21 protein-coding genes are annotated in these 20,275 nt (G+C 68.1%); 11 read left to right on the top strand and 10 right to left on the bottom strand.

All coding sequences use genetic code 11. The annotated features are described in order from the left end of the window. The first annotated feature begins 130 nt into the window (after positions 1–130). Positions 131–1,189: an acyltransferase gene (locus C5C17_RS11605; RefSeq protein WP_104253526.1), complete on the top strand. Its 1,059-nt coding sequence runs from the start codon at positions 131–133 to the stop codon at positions 1,187–1,189. A 19-nt stretch (positions 1,190–1,208) separates the two neighbouring features. On the opposite strand, the gene C5C17_RS18615 is transcribed toward C5C17_RS11605, so the two are convergent. The 3 genes from C5C17_RS18615 to C5C17_RS11595 form a co-directional block, all read right to left on the bottom strand. Continuing rightward, complete coding sequence (locus C5C17_RS18615; protein WP_181028567.1) at positions 1,209–1,364, bottom strand: hypothetical protein; 156 nt, start codon at positions 1,362–1,364, stop codon at positions 1,209–1,211. Positions 1,365–1,367: 3 nt separating this feature from the next. After that, positions 1,368–1,589 carry a hypothetical protein gene (locus C5C17_RS11600; protein WP_104253525.1) on the bottom strand — a complete coding sequence of 74 codons (222 nt, stop codon included), beginning with the start codon at positions 1,587–1,589 and terminating at the stop codon, positions 1,368–1,370. 278 nt (positions 1,590–1,867) lie between these two features. Further along, positions 1,868–2,176 carry a hypothetical protein gene (locus C5C17_RS11595; protein ID WP_104253524.1) on the bottom strand — a complete coding sequence of 103 codons (309 nt, stop codon included), beginning with the start codon at positions 2,174–2,176 and terminating at the stop codon, positions 1,868–1,870. A gap of 101 nt (positions 2,177–2,277) precedes the next feature. Here C5C17_RS11595 and C5C17_RS11590 point away from each other — a divergent pair, with 101 nt between their 5' ends. Next, a complete protein-coding gene (locus tag C5C17_RS11590) occupies positions 2,278–2,481 on the top strand; it encodes an AlpA family transcriptional regulator (protein WP_104253523.1) in 204 nt (67 codons plus the stop codon). Further along, entirely contained in the window at positions 2,478–2,690 is a 213-nt protein-coding gene (locus tag C5C17_RS11585) for a hypothetical protein (protein WP_104253522.1), read from the top strand. The genes C5C17_RS11590 and C5C17_RS11585 overlap by 4 nt, the downstream gene beginning before the upstream one ends. Before the next feature lie 247 nt (positions 2,691–2,937). Here C5C17_RS11585 and C5C17_RS11580 read toward each other — a convergent pair whose 3' ends face one another. The 3 genes from C5C17_RS11580 to C5C17_RS11570 all read right to left on the bottom strand — a co-directional run bounded on the left by C5C17_RS11580 (position 2,938) and on the right by C5C17_RS11570 (position 4,738). Next, positions 2,938–3,558, bottom strand: a complete 621-nt coding sequence (locus tag C5C17_RS11580; protein WP_104253521.1) for a DNA-3-methyladenine glycosylase I — start codon at positions 3,556–3,558, stop codon at positions 2,938–2,940. Positions 3,559–3,709: 151 nt separating this feature from the next. Further along, entirely contained in the window at positions 3,710–4,153 is a 444-nt protein-coding gene (locus C5C17_RS11575; RefSeq protein ID WP_104253520.1) for a septum formation family protein, read from the bottom strand. Between the two features lie 9 nt (positions 4,154–4,162). Further along, positions 4,163–4,738: a septum formation family protein gene (locus C5C17_RS11570; RefSeq protein ID WP_181028566.1), complete on the bottom strand. Its 576-nt coding sequence runs from the start codon at positions 4,736–4,738 to the stop codon at positions 4,163–4,165. Between the two features lie 150 nt (positions 4,739–4,888). Between C5C17_RS11570 and C5C17_RS11565 the strand changes: the two genes are divergently transcribed. Continuing rightward, positions 4,889–6,433 (top strand): MFS transporter, encoded by a 1,545-nt coding sequence (locus tag C5C17_RS11565; RefSeq protein WP_258066178.1) that lies wholly within the window; start codon positions 4,889–4,891, stop codon positions 6,431–6,433. A gap of 31 nt (positions 6,434–6,464) precedes the next feature. Here C5C17_RS11565 and C5C17_RS11560 read toward each other — a convergent pair whose 3' ends face one another. From C5C17_RS11560 to aroA, 3 genes are read right to left on the bottom strand one after another with little or no spacing between them, the layout of a single operon-like run. Further along, the gene (locus C5C17_RS11560; protein ID WP_104253517.1) at positions 6,465–7,280 is read right to left on the bottom strand and encodes an inositol monophosphatase family protein; all 816 of its coding nucleotides are present in this window, start codon (positions 7,278–7,280) and stop codon (positions 6,465–6,467) included. A gap of 26 nt (positions 7,281–7,306) precedes the next feature. Then, the gene (gene rsgA, locus C5C17_RS11555; RefSeq protein ID WP_104253516.1) at positions 7,307–8,368 is read right to left on the bottom strand and encodes a ribosome small subunit-dependent GTPase A; all 1,062 of its coding nucleotides are present in this window, start codon (positions 8,366–8,368) and stop codon (positions 7,307–7,309) included. 2 nt (positions 8,369–8,370) lie between these two features. Continuing rightward, complete coding sequence (aroA, locus tag C5C17_RS11550; RefSeq protein ID WP_104253515.1) at positions 8,371–9,816, bottom strand: 3-phosphoshikimate 1-carboxyvinyltransferase; 1,446 nt, start codon at positions 9,814–9,816, stop codon at positions 8,371–8,373. A 149-nt stretch (positions 9,817–9,965) separates the two neighbouring features. Here aroA and C5C17_RS11545 point away from each other — a divergent pair, with 149 nt between their 5' ends. Genes C5C17_RS11545 through C5C17_RS11535 form a run of 3 tightly spaced genes read left to right on the top strand, consistent with a single transcriptional unit; the run spans position 9,966 to position 11,433 of the window. Beyond that, positions 9,966–10,601 (top strand): sigma-70 family RNA polymerase sigma factor, encoded by a 636-nt coding sequence (locus tag C5C17_RS11545; RefSeq protein WP_104253514.1) that lies wholly within the window; start codon positions 9,966–9,968, stop codon positions 10,599–10,601. Next, positions 10,598–10,858, top strand: coding sequence for a zf-HC2 domain-containing protein (locus C5C17_RS11540; protein ID WP_104253513.1), 261 nt, complete (start codon positions 10,598–10,600; stop codon positions 10,856–10,858). Before C5C17_RS11545 ends, C5C17_RS11540 begins: the two co-directional genes overlap by 4 nt. 32 nt (positions 10,859–10,890) lie before the next feature. Beyond that, complete coding sequence (locus C5C17_RS11535) at positions 10,891–11,433, top strand: hypothetical protein (protein ID WP_104253512.1); 543 nt, start codon at positions 10,891–10,893, stop codon at positions 11,431–11,433. A gap of 81 nt (positions 11,434–11,514) precedes the next feature. Here C5C17_RS11535 and C5C17_RS11530 read toward each other — a convergent pair whose 3' ends face one another. After that, the gene (locus tag C5C17_RS11530) at positions 11,515–15,228 is read right to left on the bottom strand and encodes a multifunctional oxoglutarate decarboxylase/oxoglutarate dehydrogenase thiamine pyrophosphate-binding subunit/dihydrolipoyllysine-residue succinyltransferase subunit (protein WP_104253511.1); all 3,714 of its coding nucleotides are present in this window, start codon (positions 15,226–15,228) and stop codon (positions 11,515–11,517) included. Positions 15,229–15,372: 144 nt separating this feature from the next. Between C5C17_RS11530 and C5C17_RS11525 the strand changes: the two genes are divergently transcribed. From C5C17_RS11525 to C5C17_RS11510, 4 genes are all read left to right on the top strand, one after another. Continuing rightward, complete coding sequence (locus tag C5C17_RS11525) at positions 15,373–16,812, top strand: GuaB1 family IMP dehydrogenase-related protein (protein ID WP_104253510.1); 1,440 nt, start codon at positions 15,373–15,375, stop codon at positions 16,810–16,812. A gap of 71 nt (positions 16,813–16,883) precedes the next feature. After that, the gene (locus tag C5C17_RS11520) at positions 16,884–18,230 is read left to right on the top strand and encodes a hemolysin family protein (protein WP_104253862.1); all 1,347 of its coding nucleotides are present in this window, start codon (positions 16,884–16,886) and stop codon (positions 18,228–18,230) included. Continuing rightward, a complete protein-coding gene (locus tag C5C17_RS11515) occupies positions 18,223–19,266 on the top strand; it encodes a hemolysin family protein (protein ID WP_104253509.1) in 1,044 nt (347 codons plus the stop codon). Before C5C17_RS11520 ends, C5C17_RS11515 begins: the two co-directional genes overlap by 8 nt. A gap of 66 nt (positions 19,267–19,332) precedes the next feature. Further along, positions 19,333–20,268, top strand: coding sequence for an ADP/ATP-dependent (S)-NAD(P)H-hydrate dehydratase (locus tag C5C17_RS11510; protein ID WP_181028565.1), 936 nt, complete (start codon positions 19,333–19,335; stop codon positions 20,266–20,268). Positions 20,269–20,275 lie beyond the last annotated feature (7 nt).

The following is a 20,275-nucleotide window of genomic DNA, read 5'->3' as shown; positions in this document are numbered from 1 at the left end:
CTGAAGCGATCCCGAACACCCGGGACGACGCTTCGCGGGAGGGGGCGGTTTCGTGCGTTCGTGCGGTCACCGCACTGGCCTGGTCACTGCTACTCTCCGTTCGGTCATCATTTCAACGGAGAGACGGCACATGGATCAGCGAGGGCGACTCCTCTGGGCGGACGCAACACGGGGCGTCGGCATTCTGGCCGTGGTCCTGTTCCACGTCCTGATCTGGCACCACGACCGAGACTTCGGCGAGGCGACCGGAGCCGCAATCATCTGGGGTCCGATCGATTCCCTTCTAGGGAGCGCCCGCATGCCCGTGCTGCTTGCTGTCGCCGGAATCTTCGCGGCGCGAGGTCTCCTCGGAGGGTGGCGGACGCGAAAGACCCAAGCGCGGTTCGTCTCGAACTACTACCTGTATGTGGTGTGGTTAGTCATCTACTTCGCTGTCGACGCCGCGCTGCGCTTCCCGGACTTCCCGCACGTCGTCCCGTCCCTCGAAGACTTCGCGCTCCAACTAATCGTGCCCGGAACCTCTCTCTGGTTCCTTATGGCGCTCGGGGCCTACGCCGTGGTCGTGGGAGCAGCGGTAGCGCTGCGTGCCCCGGTCTGGGTGATGCTGTCCACTGGTGTCGTCCTCTGGGGTGTGGGCACCTTCGTGGAGATGCCCGAGATGGCGTCGAAGATGCCGGCCAACCTCATTTTCTTCATGGTTGGGGTTTACTTCGCGGATCGGCTGCGGTCGGTCGCAGAGCAGTCGGTTCGCGTGCGTCTGGCGTGGGCGATCCCGTTCGTCGTGGCCTCTGTCGTGAAGTTGGCGCCCGTCACCGGTGCCGCGGATGCAACGGCTGGTCTCGTCGCCTCGCTCGCGTCGGTGCCTGCCGCGATCGCGCTTGTGTCGATCGCTTGCGCGTGGGAGCCCTTCGCGCGAGCGGCGCGGTACTTGGGTTCGCGGACGCTCGTGATCTACGTCCTGCACCCCATCGTGATCATGCTGTGGGCGACACTGCTTGACGTTGCGCCGTGGTCGTCGGTGATGAGGAACCCGATCCTGGACCTGGCATACCCGGTTCTGCTGACGGGAGCTGTGGTTGTGGCGTGTCTCGCGGTTCAGCGGGCGCTCTCGCTGATTCCGAGCGATCCGTTGTTCGTCCCTCCTCGAAGGCTCGTGCCCTCAACGCAAGAGAACCCCACCCGAAGGTGAGGCACTTGCGGGTGGGCGGTTATGCGCTGAGACCCCAGATGACGCCGAAGATCGCGAAACCGAGCACAACGAAGACCGGGAGGTTGACCAGCACCGTCCCGAGAATCTCACGGCGACGAACTCCGGCATTGTCCTTGATCGCGCGCCGGGCGTGCTCGGATGCTGGTGTGTCCATGAGTCAGCGAACTTGGTAGCAACCGCGGTCGCCGATGTGGGGGAGCGCATCGATGACGCTTCCGCCGGCGGTTGGCGCGACGGTGAGTGCGCGGACGCGGGCGTGCTCGCCGAGGATCTCGATGGTTTCGACCCGGTAGTCGGGGCCGGTCTTCTCGAACCTGATGGTGTCTCCAGTGTTGAGAGAGAGGGGGTCGACGCGTTCGATGCTGGGTGTGTTCGTCATGCGGTTCCTTGTTTCGCGTCGCGACGTTGCGATCCTGGTCAGCGTACTGATACGCCCGGACGCGCACTTGCCCGGGTATTTCGGTGCCTATGCCGGACCGCGTGGGTGGATCCGCGCCGCGGGGGTCACCAACCCTTCTTCCTCGTCGCTCGCTGCGCCATGTAGAGCAGCGCGATCAAGAGCTCGGACGCGAGGCGCTCGGCGGCGAGGGCGTCACCTTCGAGGGTGACGGTGCCGGATCTGCGCGTTGCCGTTCGAGATCGCCCACTTCTTCTGACTCATGGCCCGGCCTCGAGTGCCTGACGTATCTCGGTGCGCACGTCGCCCTCGGTCACCCACAGCAGCAGCTCGAGCCACACGTCGAACACATCGAGCGGTTCGAGGAGGATCGGCTCGTACGTGGCGCCGTCGACAGTCACAGGCACCGGCACGAGCTCGCCGTCGACCTCGCGCAGCGGAGGAGTCTCGCCCCAGATAAGCCAGGACATCCCCTCGGCGGGTCGGGTGTCGACGGGCCGCCAGCAGATGATGCGCTTCGTCCACTTCGAGTCGACCTGCTCGGCGACGGTCTCGCACCGCAGCGCCAACGACTCGAGGGCGACGTCGGCGGTGACCTCTCGACTGGTTCTTTCATGCCGTGGATGGTCGCACAGGCGCCGACATTCGGGACATGCGGCAGGATCGGGGCATGACTCGATTGGCCGATGACGAGCTCCTGACGACTGAGCAAGCAGCAGCGCTCCTCAACATGCAGACGAGCACTCTCCGCAACTGGAAGTACTTCGACGGTAAAGACGACGGGCACCGCGGCCCGAAGGCGACGAAGGTCGGCCGACTCGTCCGCTACCGGCTGAGCGACATCGAGGAATGGATTGCCGAGCACAACGCATGACCGCACCCGAGTTCCTGTCCCCGCAACAACTGTGCGAACGGATCCCCGGCCTCACCGTCGCCGCACTCGCGACGCAGCGCTCCCGCGAGGGCGGGCTGCCTTTTCGCAAGGCCAACGCCCGAGTGGTGTTATACGTGTGGGAGGAATACCTTTCGTGGCTCGAGGCCACGAAAGCCACACGGACGGATCGCTACGACGAGAGGCCTTGAGGGTGAGGATTTGTGCCCACATTTTGCCCACACTTGTCCTGATTTCGACTGGTTTCGATTGTCGAGCATTGCGACGCCAGGCCCGGAATGTCTGGGGAGTGGCAGACCGGCCACGTCGTTGTGCGGGTCTCTCACGAGTTCGATTCCCCCCATCTCCACGAAACCCACGTCATGAGCGAAGGCCCCGACCTGCCAGTTCAACACCGGCGAGTCGGGGCTTTGTTGTCCGCGGTCGGCGGTGCCTGAGTCAGTCCGTCGGCCACACGCCGGATGTGCCTCGCCGGTGGCTGCCGACGAGGTGCGTGTCGACGATGCCGATCGCCTCCATGAGGGCGAAGAGGTTGGTTGGGCCGACGAAGCTGAAGCCGCGCGCTTTGAGGCTCTTGGTGAGCTGTCGCGACTCATCGCTCGAACTCGGCACGTCTGCGGCTGAAGCTGGTCTCGGCGTCGTCGCCGGCTTGGCACTCCAGACGAGTTCGTTGAGTGGCTCACTCTCGCGCAGCGCGACCGTGGCGCGAGCGTTCTTCATGACCGAGGAGATCTTGAGTCGGTTCCGGATCACGCCTGGGTCACCCATCAGACGCTCGAAGTCGTCGTCGCCGAACTCGGCCACCGCGTCGACGTCGAAACCGGCGAACGCCTCGCGCAGCAGCGGCCTTCGCTGCAGGATGAGGCGCCAGGACAGCCCTGACTGGAAGATCTCGAGGCACAGGCGCTCGAACACGCCCCGTTCGTCGGTGATCGGCATGCCCCATTCCGTGTCGTAGTACTGCATGAGCAGCTCGTCCCGGCTCGCCCACAGGGGCCGCGCGAGGCCGTCCTCGCCGACGACGAGGTCAGGTGTGATGGCGGTAGCTGGCAAGGGCATTCCTCTCCGGACGCGGAATTCTGCGATCTCCGCGAACCGGACGGGACGCGGACGGCGCTGATCGAGAACCTGCTGTGTTGAGGACGCTACTCGGAGCCGCCGACACGCGCCGCCGATGTCCACAGGCAGGCAGCCCGCGGTGAAGGCTGGGCTAGCCGTTGGGCGGCAGACGTGAGCCGCTCAGCTCGGCGCCGTCGCTGCTCGCGATGAGGCACACGACGTCGCGGTCACCGTCACTCCAGGTCTGCTCGCTCGGGACAAGGTGCAGCGCGGTGAGGCCTGCGACCGCGTCCCGGCCGAGCTCCGCGAACTCCGCTGAGCACCGTGCGTCCGCTTCGGAGGACAGAGCGTCGTCGCCTGGGAACGCGGCACCGAGTTCGCTCGGTGCCGCCGAGAGCACCTCGTAGAGGTGTGGGTCCGCGCACGAGGATGCAAGCGTCGCGACGGTGAGGTCGGCGTCCGATGAGAAGCAATCGCCGATGTTCACCTCGGTGATCGGAACCGCGCGGGGTGCCTCAGGATTGGCGGTGCAGGCCGTCAGCGCTCCGCTGACGACGAGCACGGCCAAGAGCGTTGCGGAGATTCGGGAGGACACCCCACCAGGCTAACTGGCGGAACCCGCAGCCGTTCCCGCAGTGGCTTGGCCGTCGACGGGCGTCACGATGCACAGCACTTCCCGGTCGCCGCTGGCCCACGACTCGGCACTCGGCACGATGCCCGTGTAGTTCCACTCGGTCAGGAACGGCTCCGCCCCGATGAAGCCGGTGAACGCCGCGGAGCAGATGTCCTCGAGGGCGGTATCGATCGCCGAGTCGCCGGGGAACGTGTCTCCGCCCGACATGTTCTCGGAGTGGTAGGCCTCGTACGTGTGCAGCGAGTCGCAGTTCGGGAAGAGCTCCGCATCGTCGGAATCCGATTCGAGGTCGAAGCAGTCGCCGACCGCGAGGTCCTCGATGCCGGTCATCGTGCCGGACACCGCGGTTGGTGTCGGTGTTGCCGTCTCGGATGCGGTCGGCGTGGCCGACTCCGTCTCCTCGGCAGTGGACGTCGATGTCGTCGTCACCACGGGATCGGTGCCCCCGCCGGCGAGTGTCGTCACGAGGGTGCATCCACTGAGGAGCAGGAGGGCGGCGAGCCCCAGGGACGCGCCTGCGGCGCTTCGTACGGCGGCGGTTCGCATCGTTGCTCCTCTTGGGGGTGAACAGCGGTTCAGAGCTCCTGTGCCGCTCCTGCAGACGCGACGCGACCAGTGTATTGCGGCCTTCCCGAAGATCACCACTGAGGCAAGTGGAATCGGTGCGTCGCGTCTGCGGCGTAGCATGTCCTCCATATGTCAGCAGATGCGACTTCCCCCACGCAGCAGTCGACTCCCGACCGCAGCCAGCCAATGCCGGCCTCGAGCGGGACCGGGGATTCCTCCAGGTGGCCCGCCTTCGCGGTGTGCGCGGCCGTCGCCGTGCTCACGATCCTCGATCTCGCCAAGGTCAACGTCACGCTCGGCCCGATCGAGCACACGCTCGGTGCGGCATCCTCCGACGTGCAGCTCATCGTCGCCGGCTACGTGCTGGCGTTCGGGATCCTGCTCGTCCCGTCGGGGCGACTCGGCGACCTGTGGAATCGCAAGCGCCTGTTCCTGATCGGCCTGGTCGCCTTCGGGCTGGCGTCACTCGTGTGCGCGCTCAGCGTGAGCACCGAGATGCTGATCGGCGGTCGAATCCTGCAGGGCTTCGCCGCAGGCATCCTGATGCCTCAGGTGCTCGGCCTCATCCAGCAGCTCTTCACGGGCCAGGAGCGCGGGAGGGCCTTCGGGATGTTCGGCGCCATCGTCGGGCTCGGCACGGCGTTCGGCCCGACGATCGGCGGATTGCTCATCGGCCTGCTGGGGGAGGAAGCCGGCTGGCGCTGGACGTTCGCCATGAACGTGCCGCTCGCCCTGGTCGTGCTCCCGTTCGCCTGGCGGCTCCTCCCGTCGAAGCAGGAAGTGGCGAAGGGGCAGACGCTCGACCTCTTCGGCGTCGCCCTCCTCGGGCTTGCCGTGCTGACCACGATGCTCCCCTTCGTGCTGACCTCGGGGCGGAACACGGACGACCCGGCCCGGTGGTGGCTGCTCGCTCCAGCGCTCGGCTTCTTCGTCGCGTTCATCCTCTGGGAGCGGCGCTACCTCCGCATCGGGAAGACGCCCGTCGTCGACTTCGCGCTGTTCCGCACGCCCTCGTATCGCTACGGGGTGCTCATCACGACGCTGTTCTTCGCCGCGATGCCAGTCGGCTTCCTCCTCGTCACGCTCTTCCTGCAGCAGGGGCTCGGCCACCCGGCCGTGCTGGTCGGCGCCGTCTCGGTCCCGTACGCGCTCACCTCGGCGGTCGTCGCGGCCGTCTCGGGCAAGTGGACGTTCCAGCACGGGGCGACGCTCGTCGCCATCGGCGTGGCGCTCTTCGCGGTTGGGTACACCGTGGTGCTCGTCGTGACCCAGTTGGCGGAGCCGGCGCTGTCGCCCTACCTGGTCAGCGCGTCGCTCATCATCTCGGGTGCGGGCGCGGGAATGGTGATGGGGGCGAACCAGATGCGGATGCTCCTGCACGTTCCCGTCGAGCAGGCCGGCATCGCGGGTTCGTTCGCCCAGGTCGGCCAGCGCCTCGGCAACGCCATGGGCTTGGCGATCGGCAGCTCCGTCTTCTTCGCGGGGGTCGCCGCGCTGCAGGTCACGGGAGCCGTGCAGGGCACGAGCGCTCCCGTCGTGCAGGCGGCCTACAGGACGTCCGTCGCCGGCGGTCTGCTCGTGGTCATCTGCCTGGCCTGTCTCACGCTCGTGGTCGCCGTCGTCGACCTGGTCGGGCATCGGCGGCGACTGCGCGAGCAACCAGTGGGGGAGTGACGTCCGGTCCCTCGCCGAGTCGCGAACCGGATCAGCGGGCCGCGAGAGCTTTGAGGGCCTGCTCGTGCAGAAGGCCGTTCGTGGCGAGCGCGCTGCCGTGCCACGGCCCCTCTTCCCCGTCCATGCTCGTGAACGTGCCGCCTGCCTCCACGACGATCGGCACGATCGCGGCCATGTCGTACGGCTGCAGATCGAACTCTCCCGCGATCTCGAGCGCGCCCTCCGCGACGAGCATGTAGGACCAGACCTCGCCGACGGCCCGTGTTCGCCAGATGGCTCGGCTGAACTCCAGCAACTGCGCAGAGCGGCCCGCGTCATCCCAGCCCTTGAGACTGTTGTAGCTCAGCGATGCCCGTTCGAGCTCATCGACGGCGCTCACCTGGATGCGCCTGTCGGTGGCGACATCGCTGTCGCTGAGGTCGTCGTCGAGGTACGCACCCTGGCCGGTTGCGCCCCACCAGCGCCTGTTGAGGCCGGGCGCGGACACGACCCCCACCTCGGGGACGCCGTCGATGACCAGCGAGATCAGGGTCGCCCAGATCGGGATGCCGCGCATGAAGTTGGCCGTGCCGTCGATGGGGTCGATGATCCACTGCCGGCGGGAAGTGCCCTGCGAGCCGTACTCCTCGCCGAGGATGGAGTCGCTCGGGCGGGTCTCCGCGAGGCGCGCGCGCAGGGCCTGCTCCACGGCCCGGTCCGCGTCGGTCACCGGCGTGCGGTCCTCTTTCTCGTACACCCCGAGCGAGCGCGAGTTGAAGTGCTGCATCGAGACCGCATCGGCGATGTCGGCGAGCTCTCGTGCGAGGCGGAGGTCGGAGGAGAGCGGGTGCAGGAGTTCGGTGGCCACACGCTCAGCCTAGGCCAGGGGGCCAGCTAGTAGCTCGCGTCTGCCGCCTGGTCGAGCGACATGAACAGTCGTCGCAGCGAGTCGAGCCTGGCGATGCCAGCCTCGTCGAGCTCTCCGTCACGCGCAGCGTCGTCGAGGGCGCAGTCCGGGGCGTCGGCCCGGTGCGTGCATCCGCGCGGGCAGTCCTCGGCGATGTCGGCGAGTTCGGTGAAGCCGCGCAGCACGTTGTCGCGGTCGACGTGCCCGAGTCCGAATGACCGGACTCCCGGGGTGTCGATGATCCAGCCGGTGTGCCCCTCGGCGTCCTCGATGCGAACGGCGAGGGTGGATGAGGAGGTGTGCCTGCCGCGACCGGTGACGGCGTTGACGACTCCCGTCTCGCGAAGCGTGCCGGGCACTAGCGCGTTCACGAGCGTCGACTTCCCGACGCCGGAATGGCCGACGGCGACCGTCGTGTGCCCCGTGAGCGCGGCTCGGAGCTCGTCGATGGGCTCGCCTCCCGGGCGAGACTCGAATACCTTCACGCCGAGGGGCTCGACGAGCGCGCGCAGCTCGTCAGCGGGCGCCACGTCGGTCTTCGTGAGAACGAGCAGCGGCTGGATGCCCGCATCCAGGGCCGCCACGAGGTAGCGGTCGATGAGTCGTGGTCGCGGCTCCGGCTGAGCTGTGGCCGCGACGATGAGCATCTGGTCGGCGTTGGCGACGATGACGCGCTCGACCTGATCGGTGTCGTCCGCGCTGCGTCGGAGCAGCGTCTTGCGTTCGACGATGCGCACGATGCGGGAGAGGCTGCCGGCGTCGCCGGTCGTGTCGCCGACGATGTCGACGAGGTCTCCCGTGACGATCGCCGTCCGGCCGATCTCTCGCGCCTTGGCGGCGGTGACGGTTCGCTCCTCCGGCGTGCCCTCGTCGAGCAGCACCGTGTAGCGTCCGCGGTCGACGGTCACGACGCGTCCGGTCACGGCGTCAGAGTGCTTCGGGCGCTGCTTCGAGCGGGGCCTGTTCGCCTTGGGGTTCGGGCGCCCCCGGAAGTCGTCCTCGTCCCAGTCGCCGTAGGCGTCGAACGCGTCGCCGAGTGAGCGCGCCACGGTCAGATGCTGAAGGCGGTGAGGTCGACGCTGCCGTCGTCCTCGCCCTCGTCCGGGTCGCCGACCGTGCCCTGGTCCAGCATGTCCTGCCAGAGCTGGGTGAACTGGGGGAGCGTCTTGCTCGTGGCGTGGATGTCGTCGACGGTCACGCCCTCGATCGCGAGGCCGACGATGGCGCCGGAGGTGGCCATACGGTGGTCCTCATAGCTGCGCCATTCGTGGGCCCTGCGCGGTCCGGGAACGATCTCGAGCCCGTCGTCGAGCTCGGTGACCTCGCAGCCGATGCCGCGCAGCTCGGCGGCGATAGCCGCCACGCGGTCGGTCTCGTGACCCCGGAGGTGGGCGATGCCCGTGATGCGGCTCGTGGTGGTGCAGAGCCCGCAGAGCGCCGCGAGGTTGGGGGCGAGCTCTCCCGCCTCGGAGAGATCGAGGTCGACTCCCGGCAGGTCGGCTCCCTCGGCGATGCCGCGTTCGACCTTGCACGTGAGCACGCCGTCCGCGACCGAGATCTGCGCGCCGAAGAGCGGGAGCAGGTGCTCGAGGTGAGATCCGACCTGCGTCGTCGTCGCCGGCCAGTCTTCGATGGACACGCTGCCGCCCGCGACGATCGCCGCGATGAGGAAGGGCTCCGCATTGGAGAGGTCAGGCTCGATCGTGAGCTCGCGCCCGTCGATGCTGCCCGGCGAGACACGCCACGTGCCCATCTCCGAGTCGTCGATCTCGACCCCGCGGTCACGCAGGGCGGCGAGTGTCATGTCGATATGCGGCTGGCTCGGGACCCGATCGCCCGAGTGGATGAGCGTGAGCCCGTCCTCGAAGCGCGCGCCGGCCATGAGGAGCCCAGAGACGAACTGGCTGGAGGCTCCAGCATCGATCGTGACCTCGCCTCCCGTCACCTTGCCTGTGCCGTAGAGCGAGAAGGGCAGCCCGCCCCTCCCGTCGTCGCGGACCTCGACACCGAGCGCCTTGAGCGCATCCACCGTGCCCTTCATCGGGCGTCGGCGGGCCGCCTCGTCGCCGTCGAAGGCGACGGGACCGAGGGCGAGGGATGCGAGGGGCGGGACGAAGCGCATGACGGTGCCCGCGAGGCCGCAGTCGATGGAGACGCCGCCCTCGAGCTCGCCTGGCGTGATCTCGAGATCGTTCCCGAACCGACCGTCGCCGGGGACTTCGACGATCTTCGTGCCGAGCTGCCTGAGCGCCTCGATCATGAGCTCGGTGTCGCGAGCCCACAGCGGGTGCCGAAGCAGCGACGGTGCGTCGGCCAGTGCGGACAGCACCAGTTCGCGGTTCGTGAGGCTCTTCGACCCAGGGATCTGAAGGCGCGCGTCGATCGGCGCAGTCGCCGTCGGGGCCTCCCACGGGCCGTCGCCGAGGGTCAGGGGCTCGCTGCCCTCGTCGTCTCGGTACAGGTCGAAGCGTGGTCCGGAATAGCCAAAGATCTCCATTGGTTGACAACGATACCGCCAGTGGCGCTCGTATCACCCGGAAAGACGATTCCGCCAGACAACGAAGAGGAGGGCAGCCCTTGCAGACAACCCTCGCGCCGCCGAGGCGTCAAGCCGCCGAGAGGCGCACGGCAGTACACTCACGCGTAATGAGTGAGCAGAAGTCGCCGAAGGCGACCCCAGATCAGGACGAACTCCGGCAGCTGTTCGAGGAGCAGGCGCTGCAGTACATCGACCAGTTGTACGCGGCAGCCATGCGCATGACTCGAAACCCCGCAGACGCGCAGGACCTCGTGCAGGAGACCTTCGTCAAGGCCTTCGTGGCCTTCGCGCGCTTCGAGCAGGGCACGAACCTCAAAGCGTGGCTGTATCGCATCCTCACGAACCTCTTCATCAACTCGTACCGGAAGAAGCAGCGGGAGCCGTACGCGAACGCGCTCGAGGACCTCGAGGACTGGCAGCTCGGCGGCGCCGAGTCGGCGACGGCCCAGACCTCGTCGCGCTCGGCCGAGGCCGAGGCCATCGACCACCTTCCCGACTCGACGGTGAAAGACGCCCTCCAGGCGATTCCGGAGGACTTCCGCCTGGCGGTGTTCCTCGCCGACGTGGAGGGATTCTCCTACAAGGAGATCGCAGACATCATGAAGACCCCCGTCGGCACCGTCATGTCGCGGCTTCACCGCGGCAGGCGACTGCTTCGCGAGCGCCTCACCGGCTACGCGCGAGAGAACGGCATCATTCCGGCCCTGGACGGGGACGAGCAGGAAACAGGGAGCAAGAAATGACCGATTGCGGCTGCGAGAAAGCCAAGGACGCCCTCGAGGAGTACCTGCGCAACGAACTCGCGAGTACGGATGCGAGCGATATTCGCGAGCACCTCGAGCACTGCAAGGACTGCGAGAGCGAGCTGCACGTGAACCGCTCGCTCATGGAAGTCGTCCAGCGCGCCTGCAAGGAGCGCGCCCCCGAAGAGCTGCGCCTGCACGTCCTCGACCAGCTGCGCAACATCCAGCGTTCGCACGGCACGCCGGTCGCCAACTGACCCCGGACGCGCGCCGAACCCGTGCCCTGCCGATGACTCCGGATCCCCACGAGGACGCCTGGCGTCTGCTCTCTGCCCGCGTCGACAAGGCCATCTCCGAGCTGCGGGAACGGGATGCCAGGCGGGAGACGCTCGCCGAGCTGGTCGAGCGTCGCCCCGTCCTCGGCGTCCGTCGGGGCCCCGTCCTGCGGCGCGTCTCGAACGTGTGGCGGTTGCGAGAGCTGCTGCTCGACGAGAGCGGCGGGCTGTTCCGCGTCGGCTCCGTCATCCGGGTCGCGAAGCAGCCAGACCACTACAGCGAGCAGTCGGCGCTTGCGGCCGAGCGACGTCGCGTGCAGCTCGCCGCGCTGAAGTCCGGGTTCGCCCTCGGCGAGGTCGTCAACTACGGTGCGGCGGGTATCCAGCTCTCGGACAGCGGGGGTGCCGACGCGCACCCTGGCCTGGAGGTCGTTGGCGGAGAGGTGGTCCTGCATTGGGGAGCTGTCCCCGGCGCGCAGGCCGGTCTTGGCGCGAGCAGCTCGACGCCGCTCGCCGCGTACCTCGACGACGCCGTCGCTCTCATGACCGGGCGCTAGCAGGCCGTTCAGACAGCACACGAAGGCGCCCGCCCCGATTGCTCGGGACGGGCGCCTTCTGCGTTCGCGGAGGAGACCGGCCTAGTCGGCCAGCACTCCCTCGATGAGCTCAGCCTGCTGGCGCTGGTGCGCCTTCATCGTGCCGACCGAGGGCGCCGACGACTCCGGGCGGGTGACCGCGCGGATCGTGCGACCCTCGAGCATCGGCGCGAGGTGCGTGCGGATGAACGGCCAAGCGCCCTGGTTCTCCGGCTCGTCCTGCGCGTAGATGATCTCTGCGTTCGGGTACTCGGCCAGGATGCGGTTGATCTCCTCGCCCGGCATCGGGTAGAACTGCTCGAGCCGCACGAGGGCGACCGTCGAGTCCTCGCGCTTGTCGAGCTCCGCACGGAGGTCGTAGTGCAGCTTGCCGGCGTGCAGCACGACGCGGCGAACAGCGGACTTGTCGGTGATGCGCTCGTCGTCCAGGACGGGCCGGAACGCGCCGTTCGTGAAGTCCTCGACCGGCGAGACGGCGCTGCGCAGGCGCAGCATCGACTTCGGCGTGAAGATCACGAGCGGCTTGCGCGGACGCGCGTAGGCCTGGCGGCGCAGCAGGTGGAAGTGCGACGCGGGCGTCGACGGCATCGCGACCGTCATGTTCTCTTCGGCGGCGAGCGTGAGGAAGCGCTCGATGCGCGCCGAGGAGTGGTCGGGACCCTGACCCTCGTAGCCGTGGGGGAGCAGCAGCACGACGCTCGAGCGCTGGTTCCACTTCTGCTCTGACGCCGAGATGAACTCGTCGATGATCGTCTGCGCGCCGTTCACGAAGTCACCGAACTGCGCCTCCCAGAGGACGAGCGCGTCGGGACGCTCCACCGAGTAGCCGTACTCGAAGCCGAGCACCGCGTACTCGCTCAGGAAGGAGTCGTAGATCGAGATGGGCGCCTGGTTGTCGCTCAGGTTGGACAGCGGCAGCCAGTTCTGGCCGTTGAGGCGGTCGTGGAAGAGCGCGTGGCGCTGCACGAACGTCCCGCGGCGCGAGTCCTGGCCGGACATGCGCACGGGCGTGCCCTCCATGAGCAGCGAGCCGAGGGCGAGGAGCTCGCCGAAGGCCCAGTCGATGCCGCCTTCACGGCTCATCTGCTCGCGCTTCGACAACACGGCCTTGAGCTTCGTGTGCACCGAGAAGCCCTCTGGCGGGTTGCCGTGCGCGTCGCCGATGGTCTCGACGACCTCGCGTGCGACCGCGGTCGACTCGGGCTCGGAGCGGTGGTTCTCCTCGCGGGAGCCCACTGCTGAGAGCTCGGCGGCCGAGATCGGAGTCGACTGCGTCTGGGCCTGGTGCGTCTCCGCGAAGGCGCGCTCGAGGCGGTCGTGGAAGTCCTTCTGCGCCGCGTCGAACTCGTCCTGGGTGATGTCGCCACGTCCGACGAGCGCCTCGGCGTACAGCTTGCGCACGGAGCGCTTCGCCTCGATGAGGTTGTACATGAGGGGCTGCGTCATCGAGGGGTCGTCGCCCTCGTTGTGGCCGCGGCGGCGGTAGGAGATGAGGTCGATGACCACGTCGCGCTTGAAGCGCTGGCGGTAGGCGAAGGCGAGCTCGGCGACCCGGGCGACGGACTCGGGGTCGTCGCCGTTCACGTGGAAGACCGGCGCCGAGATGGCCTTGGCCACATCGGTCGAGTACATCGACGAGCGAGCATCCCTCGGCGTCGTCGTGAAGCCGACCTGGTTGTTGATGTTCACGTGGATCGTGCCGCCCGTGCGGTACGCGCGGAGCTGCGACATCTGCATCGTCTCGTAGACGACACCCTGACCCGCCATGGCGGCGTCACCGTGGATGAGGATCGGCAGGACCGCGTCCCGGCCGTCGGCCTTGCGGTCGAGCTTGCCGCGCACGATGCCCTCGAGCACGCCGTTGACGGCCTCGAGGTGCGAGGGGTTGGCGGCGAGGTAGACCGGGATCGTCGCGCCGGAGGCGGCCGTGAAGGTTCCCTCGATGCCGAGGTGGTACTTCACGTCACCCGAGTTGCCGCGGCCCGAGCTTGACTGCACACCCTCGAACTCGCGGAAGATCTGGCCGTACGTCTTACCAGCGATGTTGGTGAGCACGTTGAGGCGGCCGCGGTGGGCCATGCCGATCGCGACCTCGTCGAGGTCTTCTTCTGCGGCACCCTGGATGATCGTGTCGAGCAGGGAGATGACCGACTCGGAACCCTCGAGCGAGAAGCGCTTCTGCCCGACGTACTTCGTCTGCAGGAAGGTCTCGAACGCCTCAGCCTCGTTCAGCTTGTTGAGGATGCGCATCTGCTCTTCGTGCGTGGGCTTCGTGTACGGGTGCTCCAGCTCGTCCTGGAACCAGGCGCGCTGCTCCGGGTCCTGGATGTGCATGTACTCGATGCCGATGGTGCGGCAGTAGGAGTCGCGCAGGATGCCGAGGATGTCTCGGAGCTTGAGCATCCGCTGGCTCCCGCCGAACCCGTCTGCGACGAACTCGCGCTCGAGGTCCCAGAACGTGAGCCCGTGGTTCTCGATCTCGAGGTCGGGGTGCGTGCGCTGCACGTACTGCAGCGGGTCGATGTCGGCCATCATGTGGCCGCGCACGCGGTACATGTTGATGAGCTGCTGCACGCGAGCAGTCTTGTTGATGGCGGCGGCGAGGTCGACGTGGACGTCCTGCGACCACACGACGGGCTTGTACGGGATGCGCAGCGACGCGAAGATCTCTTCGTAGAAGTTGTGCTGGCCCGTGAGGTGCTCGTGCACGATCTTCAGGAACTCGCCGGAGCCAGCGCCCTGGATGACGCGGTGGTCGTACGTGCTCGAGATCGTGAGGCGCTTGGAGATGGCGAGGTCGTCGAGGACGTGCTGCGCCATTCCCTGGTACGGGGCCGGGTAGTCGAGGGCGCCGGCGCCGATGATCGCACCTTGGCCCTTCATGAGCCGTGGGACGGACTGCAGGGTACCCATGCCGCCAGGGTTGGTGAGCGAGATCGTCGTGCCTGCGTAGTCGTCGCCGCTGAGCTTGTTCTGGCGGCCGCGCTTGATGAGCTCCTCGTAGGCGCCGAGGAATTCGCGGAAGTTGAGCGTCTCGGCCTGCTTGATGCTCGGAACGACGAGGGCGCGGGTGCCGTCTGGCTTCGGCACGTCGATCGCGATGCCCAGGTTGACGTGAGCCGGCTCGATGGCGGAGGGCTTGCCGTCGACCTCGTCGTAGTAGACGTTCATGCTCGGGAACTTGATGAGCGCCTTCACGAGGGCCCAGCCGATGAGATGCGTGAACGACACCTTGCCGCCGCGCGTGCGGCGCAGGTGGTTGTTGATGACGATTCGGTTGTCGATCATGAGCTTCGCGGGGATCTCGCGGTAGCTCGTCGCCGTCGGCACCTGCAGTGAGATGTCCATGTTCTTGGCGATGGCCTTCGCCATGCCCTTCAGCGGCGACACGATGTTCTCGCGTGACGGCGCCTTCTCCTTATCAGCTGCCGGCGCATCCGCGGGGATGAGCTTCTCCTGCGGGGCTGCAGCAGTGGTCTTCGCCTGCTTTCGCGCCTCGCCCTCGGCGGTGGGCTTCTTCGCCTCTGCCTGAGCGGCTGGAGCTGCCTGCGCCTTCGCGGGCTGGGCTGCTTGCGCCGTCTTCGCCGGAGCAGCGGTCTGCTGCTTGGCGTACTGCTCGAGTGTTGGCCACCAGGCCTCGTCGACACTCTTCGGGTCCTTGACGTACTTCTCGTACATCTCTTCGACGAGCCAATCGTTGGCCCCGAAATCGGACTTTGCTTCGTCTGTACCCGCACTGGTCAAATGACTCGCCACCTGAGTTCGTCTCGCGTTCGTCTGTTGATGCGGGACACGCCGAATCTGGGCGGCGGCCCCATCGAGCAACCAGCCTAACGCCCCTGGCGAGCGCTCTGCGCGAAAGTGGCCGGTTCGGCGCCTGGGCAACGTATTCTGGAGGCCATGCACTTCTCTGGTCCCGCCCCACACCACGAGCTCACGTACTCGGACGTCTTCCTGATTCCGAGCCGGTCAGATGTGGGGTCGAGGCTGAATGTCTCGCTCGCCCCCGATGACGGCACCGGCATGACGATTCCTCTGGTCGCCTCGAACATGAACGCGGTGACCGGTCCCCGCATGGCGGCGGCGATCGCACGGCGAGGCGGTCTCGGCGTGCTGCCGCAGGACATGTCCCTCGAGGCTCTGCAGGCGGCGATCGCCTGGGTGAAGTCGCAGGACCCGGTCCTCGACACGCCCTTCACCGCGTCGGGTGACGCGACGGTCGGCTCGGTGCTCGAGCTCGTCCCGCCCGTCGCCGGGTTCGGAGTCTCCGTGCTGGCTCCCGACGGGGAGGTGCTCGGTGTGCTGCAGGCGTCGACGCTCGCGCGTGTCCCGAGCGACGCCGTGCTGGCCGACCTGAGCCACCACTTCGTCGAGGCGGTGCCGCTGGCCCTCGCTCGCGACTCCCGGGCGGTCTTCAACTCCTTCGCCGAGGCGGGCGAGAGCTTCGCTCCGGTGCGGACCGAGCGAGGCGAGATCGCGACGGTCACGGCGAGCGGCGCGCTGCGCAGCACGATCTACCAGCCGGCGCTCGACGCTCAAGGACGCCTTCGAGTCGCGGTCGCCGTCGGCGTGTCGCGCAACGCGCTGGAGCGCGCACGCGCGCTCGTCGAGGCCGGCGCCGATGTGCTGGTCCTGGACACCGCGCACGGACATCAGGGCAGCATGCTGCGAGCGATCGAGGCGGTGCGTGGGGCGGAGCTCGGGGTTCCGATCGTCGCCGGGAACGTCGTCAGCGGGAGCGGCGTGCACGACCTCGTCTCGGCGGGTGCGAGCATCATCAAGGTCGGCGTGGGCCCGGGTGCCATGTGCACCACGCGCATGATGACCGCGGTCGGCCGCCCGCAGTTCTCCGCGGTGCTGGAGACGTCGGAGACCGCGCACGCGCTCGGCGCGCGCGTCTGGGCGGACGGGGGAGTGCGCTACCCGCGTGACGTCGCCCTCGCGCTCGCCGCCGGCGGGTCCGCCGTCATGATCGGCTCGTGGTTCGCCGGCACGGTCGAGGCCCCTGGGACGGTGCGCACCGACGACGCCGGCAACTGGTTCAAGGAGTCGTTCGGCATGGCGTCCACGAAGGCGGTCGAAGCGCGTTTCGGGGACCTCGAGCCCTACGAGCGCGCGCGCAAGCTCCTCTTCGCGGAGGGCATCTCGTCGTCGAAGATCATGCTCGATCCCAAGCGGCCCGGGCTCGACGACCTGATCGACATGATCACGACCGGCGTCCGCTCGTCGTTCACCTACGCGGGGGCCGACTCGCTTCCCGAATTCCGCCAGCGCGCCAAGGTCGGCATCCAGTCGGCGGCCGGCTACGAAGAGGGCAAGGCCCTCCCGGTGTCCTGGTAGACGCGGCCGGTTGACGGGGTCTCGGATATGTGTGCTCGACAGGGTGGTGACGGCGCGTGAACGAGTGGGTCATGCTCGGGATCGGCGTCCTGCTCACCCTGGGCACCGGCGTCTTCGTCGGCTCGGAGTTCTCGCTCGTCAACCTCGACCGCAACGATCTCGAGAAGCGGCGGGAGCGGGGGGAGAAACGACTCACCCCGACGATCAACGCGCTCAAGCACACGTCCACGCACCTGTCGAGCGCGCAGCTCGGCATCACGCTCACGACGCTCCTCACCGGCTACACGATGGAGCCCGCGATCTCGTCGCTGCTCGCGACGCCGCTCGGCGCGGTCGGACTGCCGGAGGATGCCGTGCGCCCCGTCGGAGCCGTGCTGGCCATCGTCATCGCGACGGCCCTGTCGATGGTCGTCGGCGAGCTCATCCCGAAGAACTTCGCGCTCGCCGTGCCCCGGACGACAGCGAAGTTCCTCATCCCGCTGCAGGTCGCCTTCACGACGGTGTTCAGGCCAGCGGTCGCGGTGCTCAACGGCAGCGCGAACGGTCTCATCCGCTCCGTCGGCATCGAGCCGAAGGAGGAGCTTTCCGGCGCGCGCACCGCGGAGGAGCTGTCGAGCCTCGTTCGGCGCTCCGCGCTCGTCGGCATCCTCGAAGGCGAGCGGGCCGTGCTGCTGAGTCGCACGCTGCGCTTCGCCGACCACATCGCGGCGGATGTCATGACGCCGAGACCTCGAGTGCAGTCCATCGCCGTCGACGCGCCGGTGCAGGAGCTCATCGATCTCGCGAAGTCGACGGGTCACTCGCGCTTCCCGGTGACCGGTGAGGACATCGACGAGATCGTCGGCGTCGCGCACCTCAAGAACGCCGTCTCGCTCCCGCTCGACCGGAGGCGCTCCGTGCCGGTCGGGGCCATCAAGACGGACGCGCTGCTGGTCCCCGAGACGCTCGGCCTGGACGCGCTGCTCGCCGAGCTGCGCTCCGGCGGCTTCCAGCTGGCGGTTGTGCTCGACGAGTACGGCGGCACGAATGGCGTCGTGACGCTCGAGGACCTCGTCGAGGAGATCGTCGGCGAGCTCGTCGACGAGCATGACCGCGCGCACCTCGACGTGGTCCGCGCCAAGGGGCGAACGACGTTCGACGGCATGCTCCGACCAGACGAGGTGCGTGACCGGCTCAACATCGAGCTCGACGACGACGGACCTTACGAGACGGTGGCGGGCTTCATCATGAACGCCCTCGAGCGCATCCCCGCCGTGGGTGACGAGGTCCAGGTCCCCGTCGGAACGTTCCGGGTCGAGCGGATGGACGGCCGCCGCGTGGACCGTGTCGCGTTCACCCCCAACGAGTCCTACGAGTCGAGGGAGGCGCTCATGCAGCGCCTCGCCGACCAGCACGCCGAGAAGGAGAACCGTGGCTGAGTACTGGTCTGGCCTCGCCTGGCTCGTCGTCCTCCTCGCGGCGAACGCCTTCTTCGTCGGTGCGGAGTTCGCTGTCATCTCCGCGAAGCGATCGCAGATCGAACCGAGGGCGGAGCGGGGCAGCAAGGCCGCCCAGCAGACCCTCTACGCGATGGAGCACGCGACCGGCATGCTCGCGACGAGCCAGCTCGGCATCACGGTCTGCTCGCTCCTCATCCTCAACGTGTCCGAGCCCGCGCTCCACCACCTCCTCGAGATCCCGCTGTCGGCAACGGGCCTCAGCGAGGAGATGATCTCGACCATCGCGTTTGTCATCGCGCTCGTCGTCGTCTCCTACCTGCACGTCGTGCTCGGCGAGATGGTGCCGAAGAACATCTCGTTCTCGGTCCCCGACCGCGCGGCCCTGCTGCTCGCGCCGCCGCTCGTGTTCTTCTCTCGCCTGTTCGCGCCCGTCATCTGGGCGCTGAACGGCATCGCGAACACGACCCTGCGTCTCTTCGGCGTCGAGCCGAAGGCCGAGACGACCAGTGCCTTCACCTTCGACGAGGTCGCCGGCATCGTCGAGCAGTCGAAGCGAGAGGGGGTCCTCATGGACCGTGCGGGCACCCTCTCGAACACCTTCGAGTTCACGGCCAAGAAGGTCGCCTCCGTCGCGATCGCCGGAGACCAGCTTGTGGTGCTCCCACCGGACGCGACGCCGGAGATGCTGCAGCGCGCCGTCTCCGAGCACGGCTACTCGCGCTACATCATCCTTGACAGCGAGGGCGAGTACTCGGGCTACGTGCACCTGAAGGACGTGCTCGACCTCGATGAGCCGGGCGAGTTCGACCAGCCGATCCCAGCCAAGCGCATCCGCTCGCTCGACGGGGTCCACGATGAGGCCGACCTCGAGGACGCCCTCGCCATGATGCGCCGCACGGGCAACCACCTGGCTCGGGTGCTCGACCGGGAAGGCAACACGCGAGGTGTGCTGTTCCTCGAGGACATCATCGAGGAGCTCGTCGGCGAGATCCGGGATGCGACAGCCCGTCACTGAAGTCCGGACCTCTTGAGCCTCCGGCGTCGACTTGGCGTGTCGCCGAAGAGCGACCAGGATGGCCGGGTGAGGGAATTCGAAGCTCAGGATGCCGCGGCCAGCGTGTTCGCGCCGCGCGAGGACGACCACAAGTACCGGAGGGGCGTCGCCGCGTTCGTCACGGGCTCGACGCACTACCCTGGCGCTGCCGTGCTCGGGACGAGAGCCGCCCTCGCGACCGGCATCGGCATGGTCCGATACTCGGGCGGCGAGTCCGAGACGAAGGCCGTGCTGTGGCAGAGCCCTGAGGTCGTGGCCGACCTCGCATCGTTCGATGCTCTCGTCGTGGGCTCCGGCGTGGACCCGAAGGATGTGCGCCGCACCAGCGAGGCGCGCGAGGCCCTCGACCGTGCGCGTGAGCTCGACGCGACGGTCATCGCCGACTCGGGGGCTCTCGGGCAGATCGCCAAGCGCGTCCTGGGCGGACACCATGTGCGCCGGTGCATCCTCACGCCGCACGCGGCCGAGCTCGCGGCGCTCATCACGAAGCTCGAGGACACCGAGGTGCGAGCGAGCGACGTCATCAAGGAGCCGGAGCAGGCTGTCCGCCTCGTCACCGACCGCCTCGGGTGCACGCTCGTGCTCAAGGGGCACCGCACCTACATCGCCGGTGACGGTCCCACGATCATCGTGGATGCGCCCGGCGCCTGGCTCGCGACTGCCGGCACCGGGGACGTGCTCGCGGGCGCCATGGGGGCGCTGAGCGCCGTTGCGTCCAAGCGCGAGGTCGCCGAGCAGCCGGAGCCCCAGCAGCTCGCGGCCGCCGCCGTCTGGCTGCACGCGCGCGCCGGCTGGTTCGCCTCGCAGGTCAACGCAGGCAACACCGCCGCCGCGGCCGACCTCCTGGCCCCCATCGAGCAGCTCCAGCGGCACGGGCCCGGCTCTCCCATCAGGGCGAGTGACGCGACCGCGGTCCTGCCTCGCCTGGTCGGCGCACTCGTGGCGTCCAAGATCCCCGCCTGAGCTGGGG

The sequence above is a fragment of the Pseudoclavibacter sp. RFBA6 genome (genome assembly GCF_002931575.1).
GTDB lineage: Bacteria > Actinomycetota > Actinomycetes > Actinomycetales > Microbacteriaceae > Pseudoclavibacter > Pseudoclavibacter terrae.
This window is presented reverse-complemented; position numbering and strand designations above follow the sequence as displayed.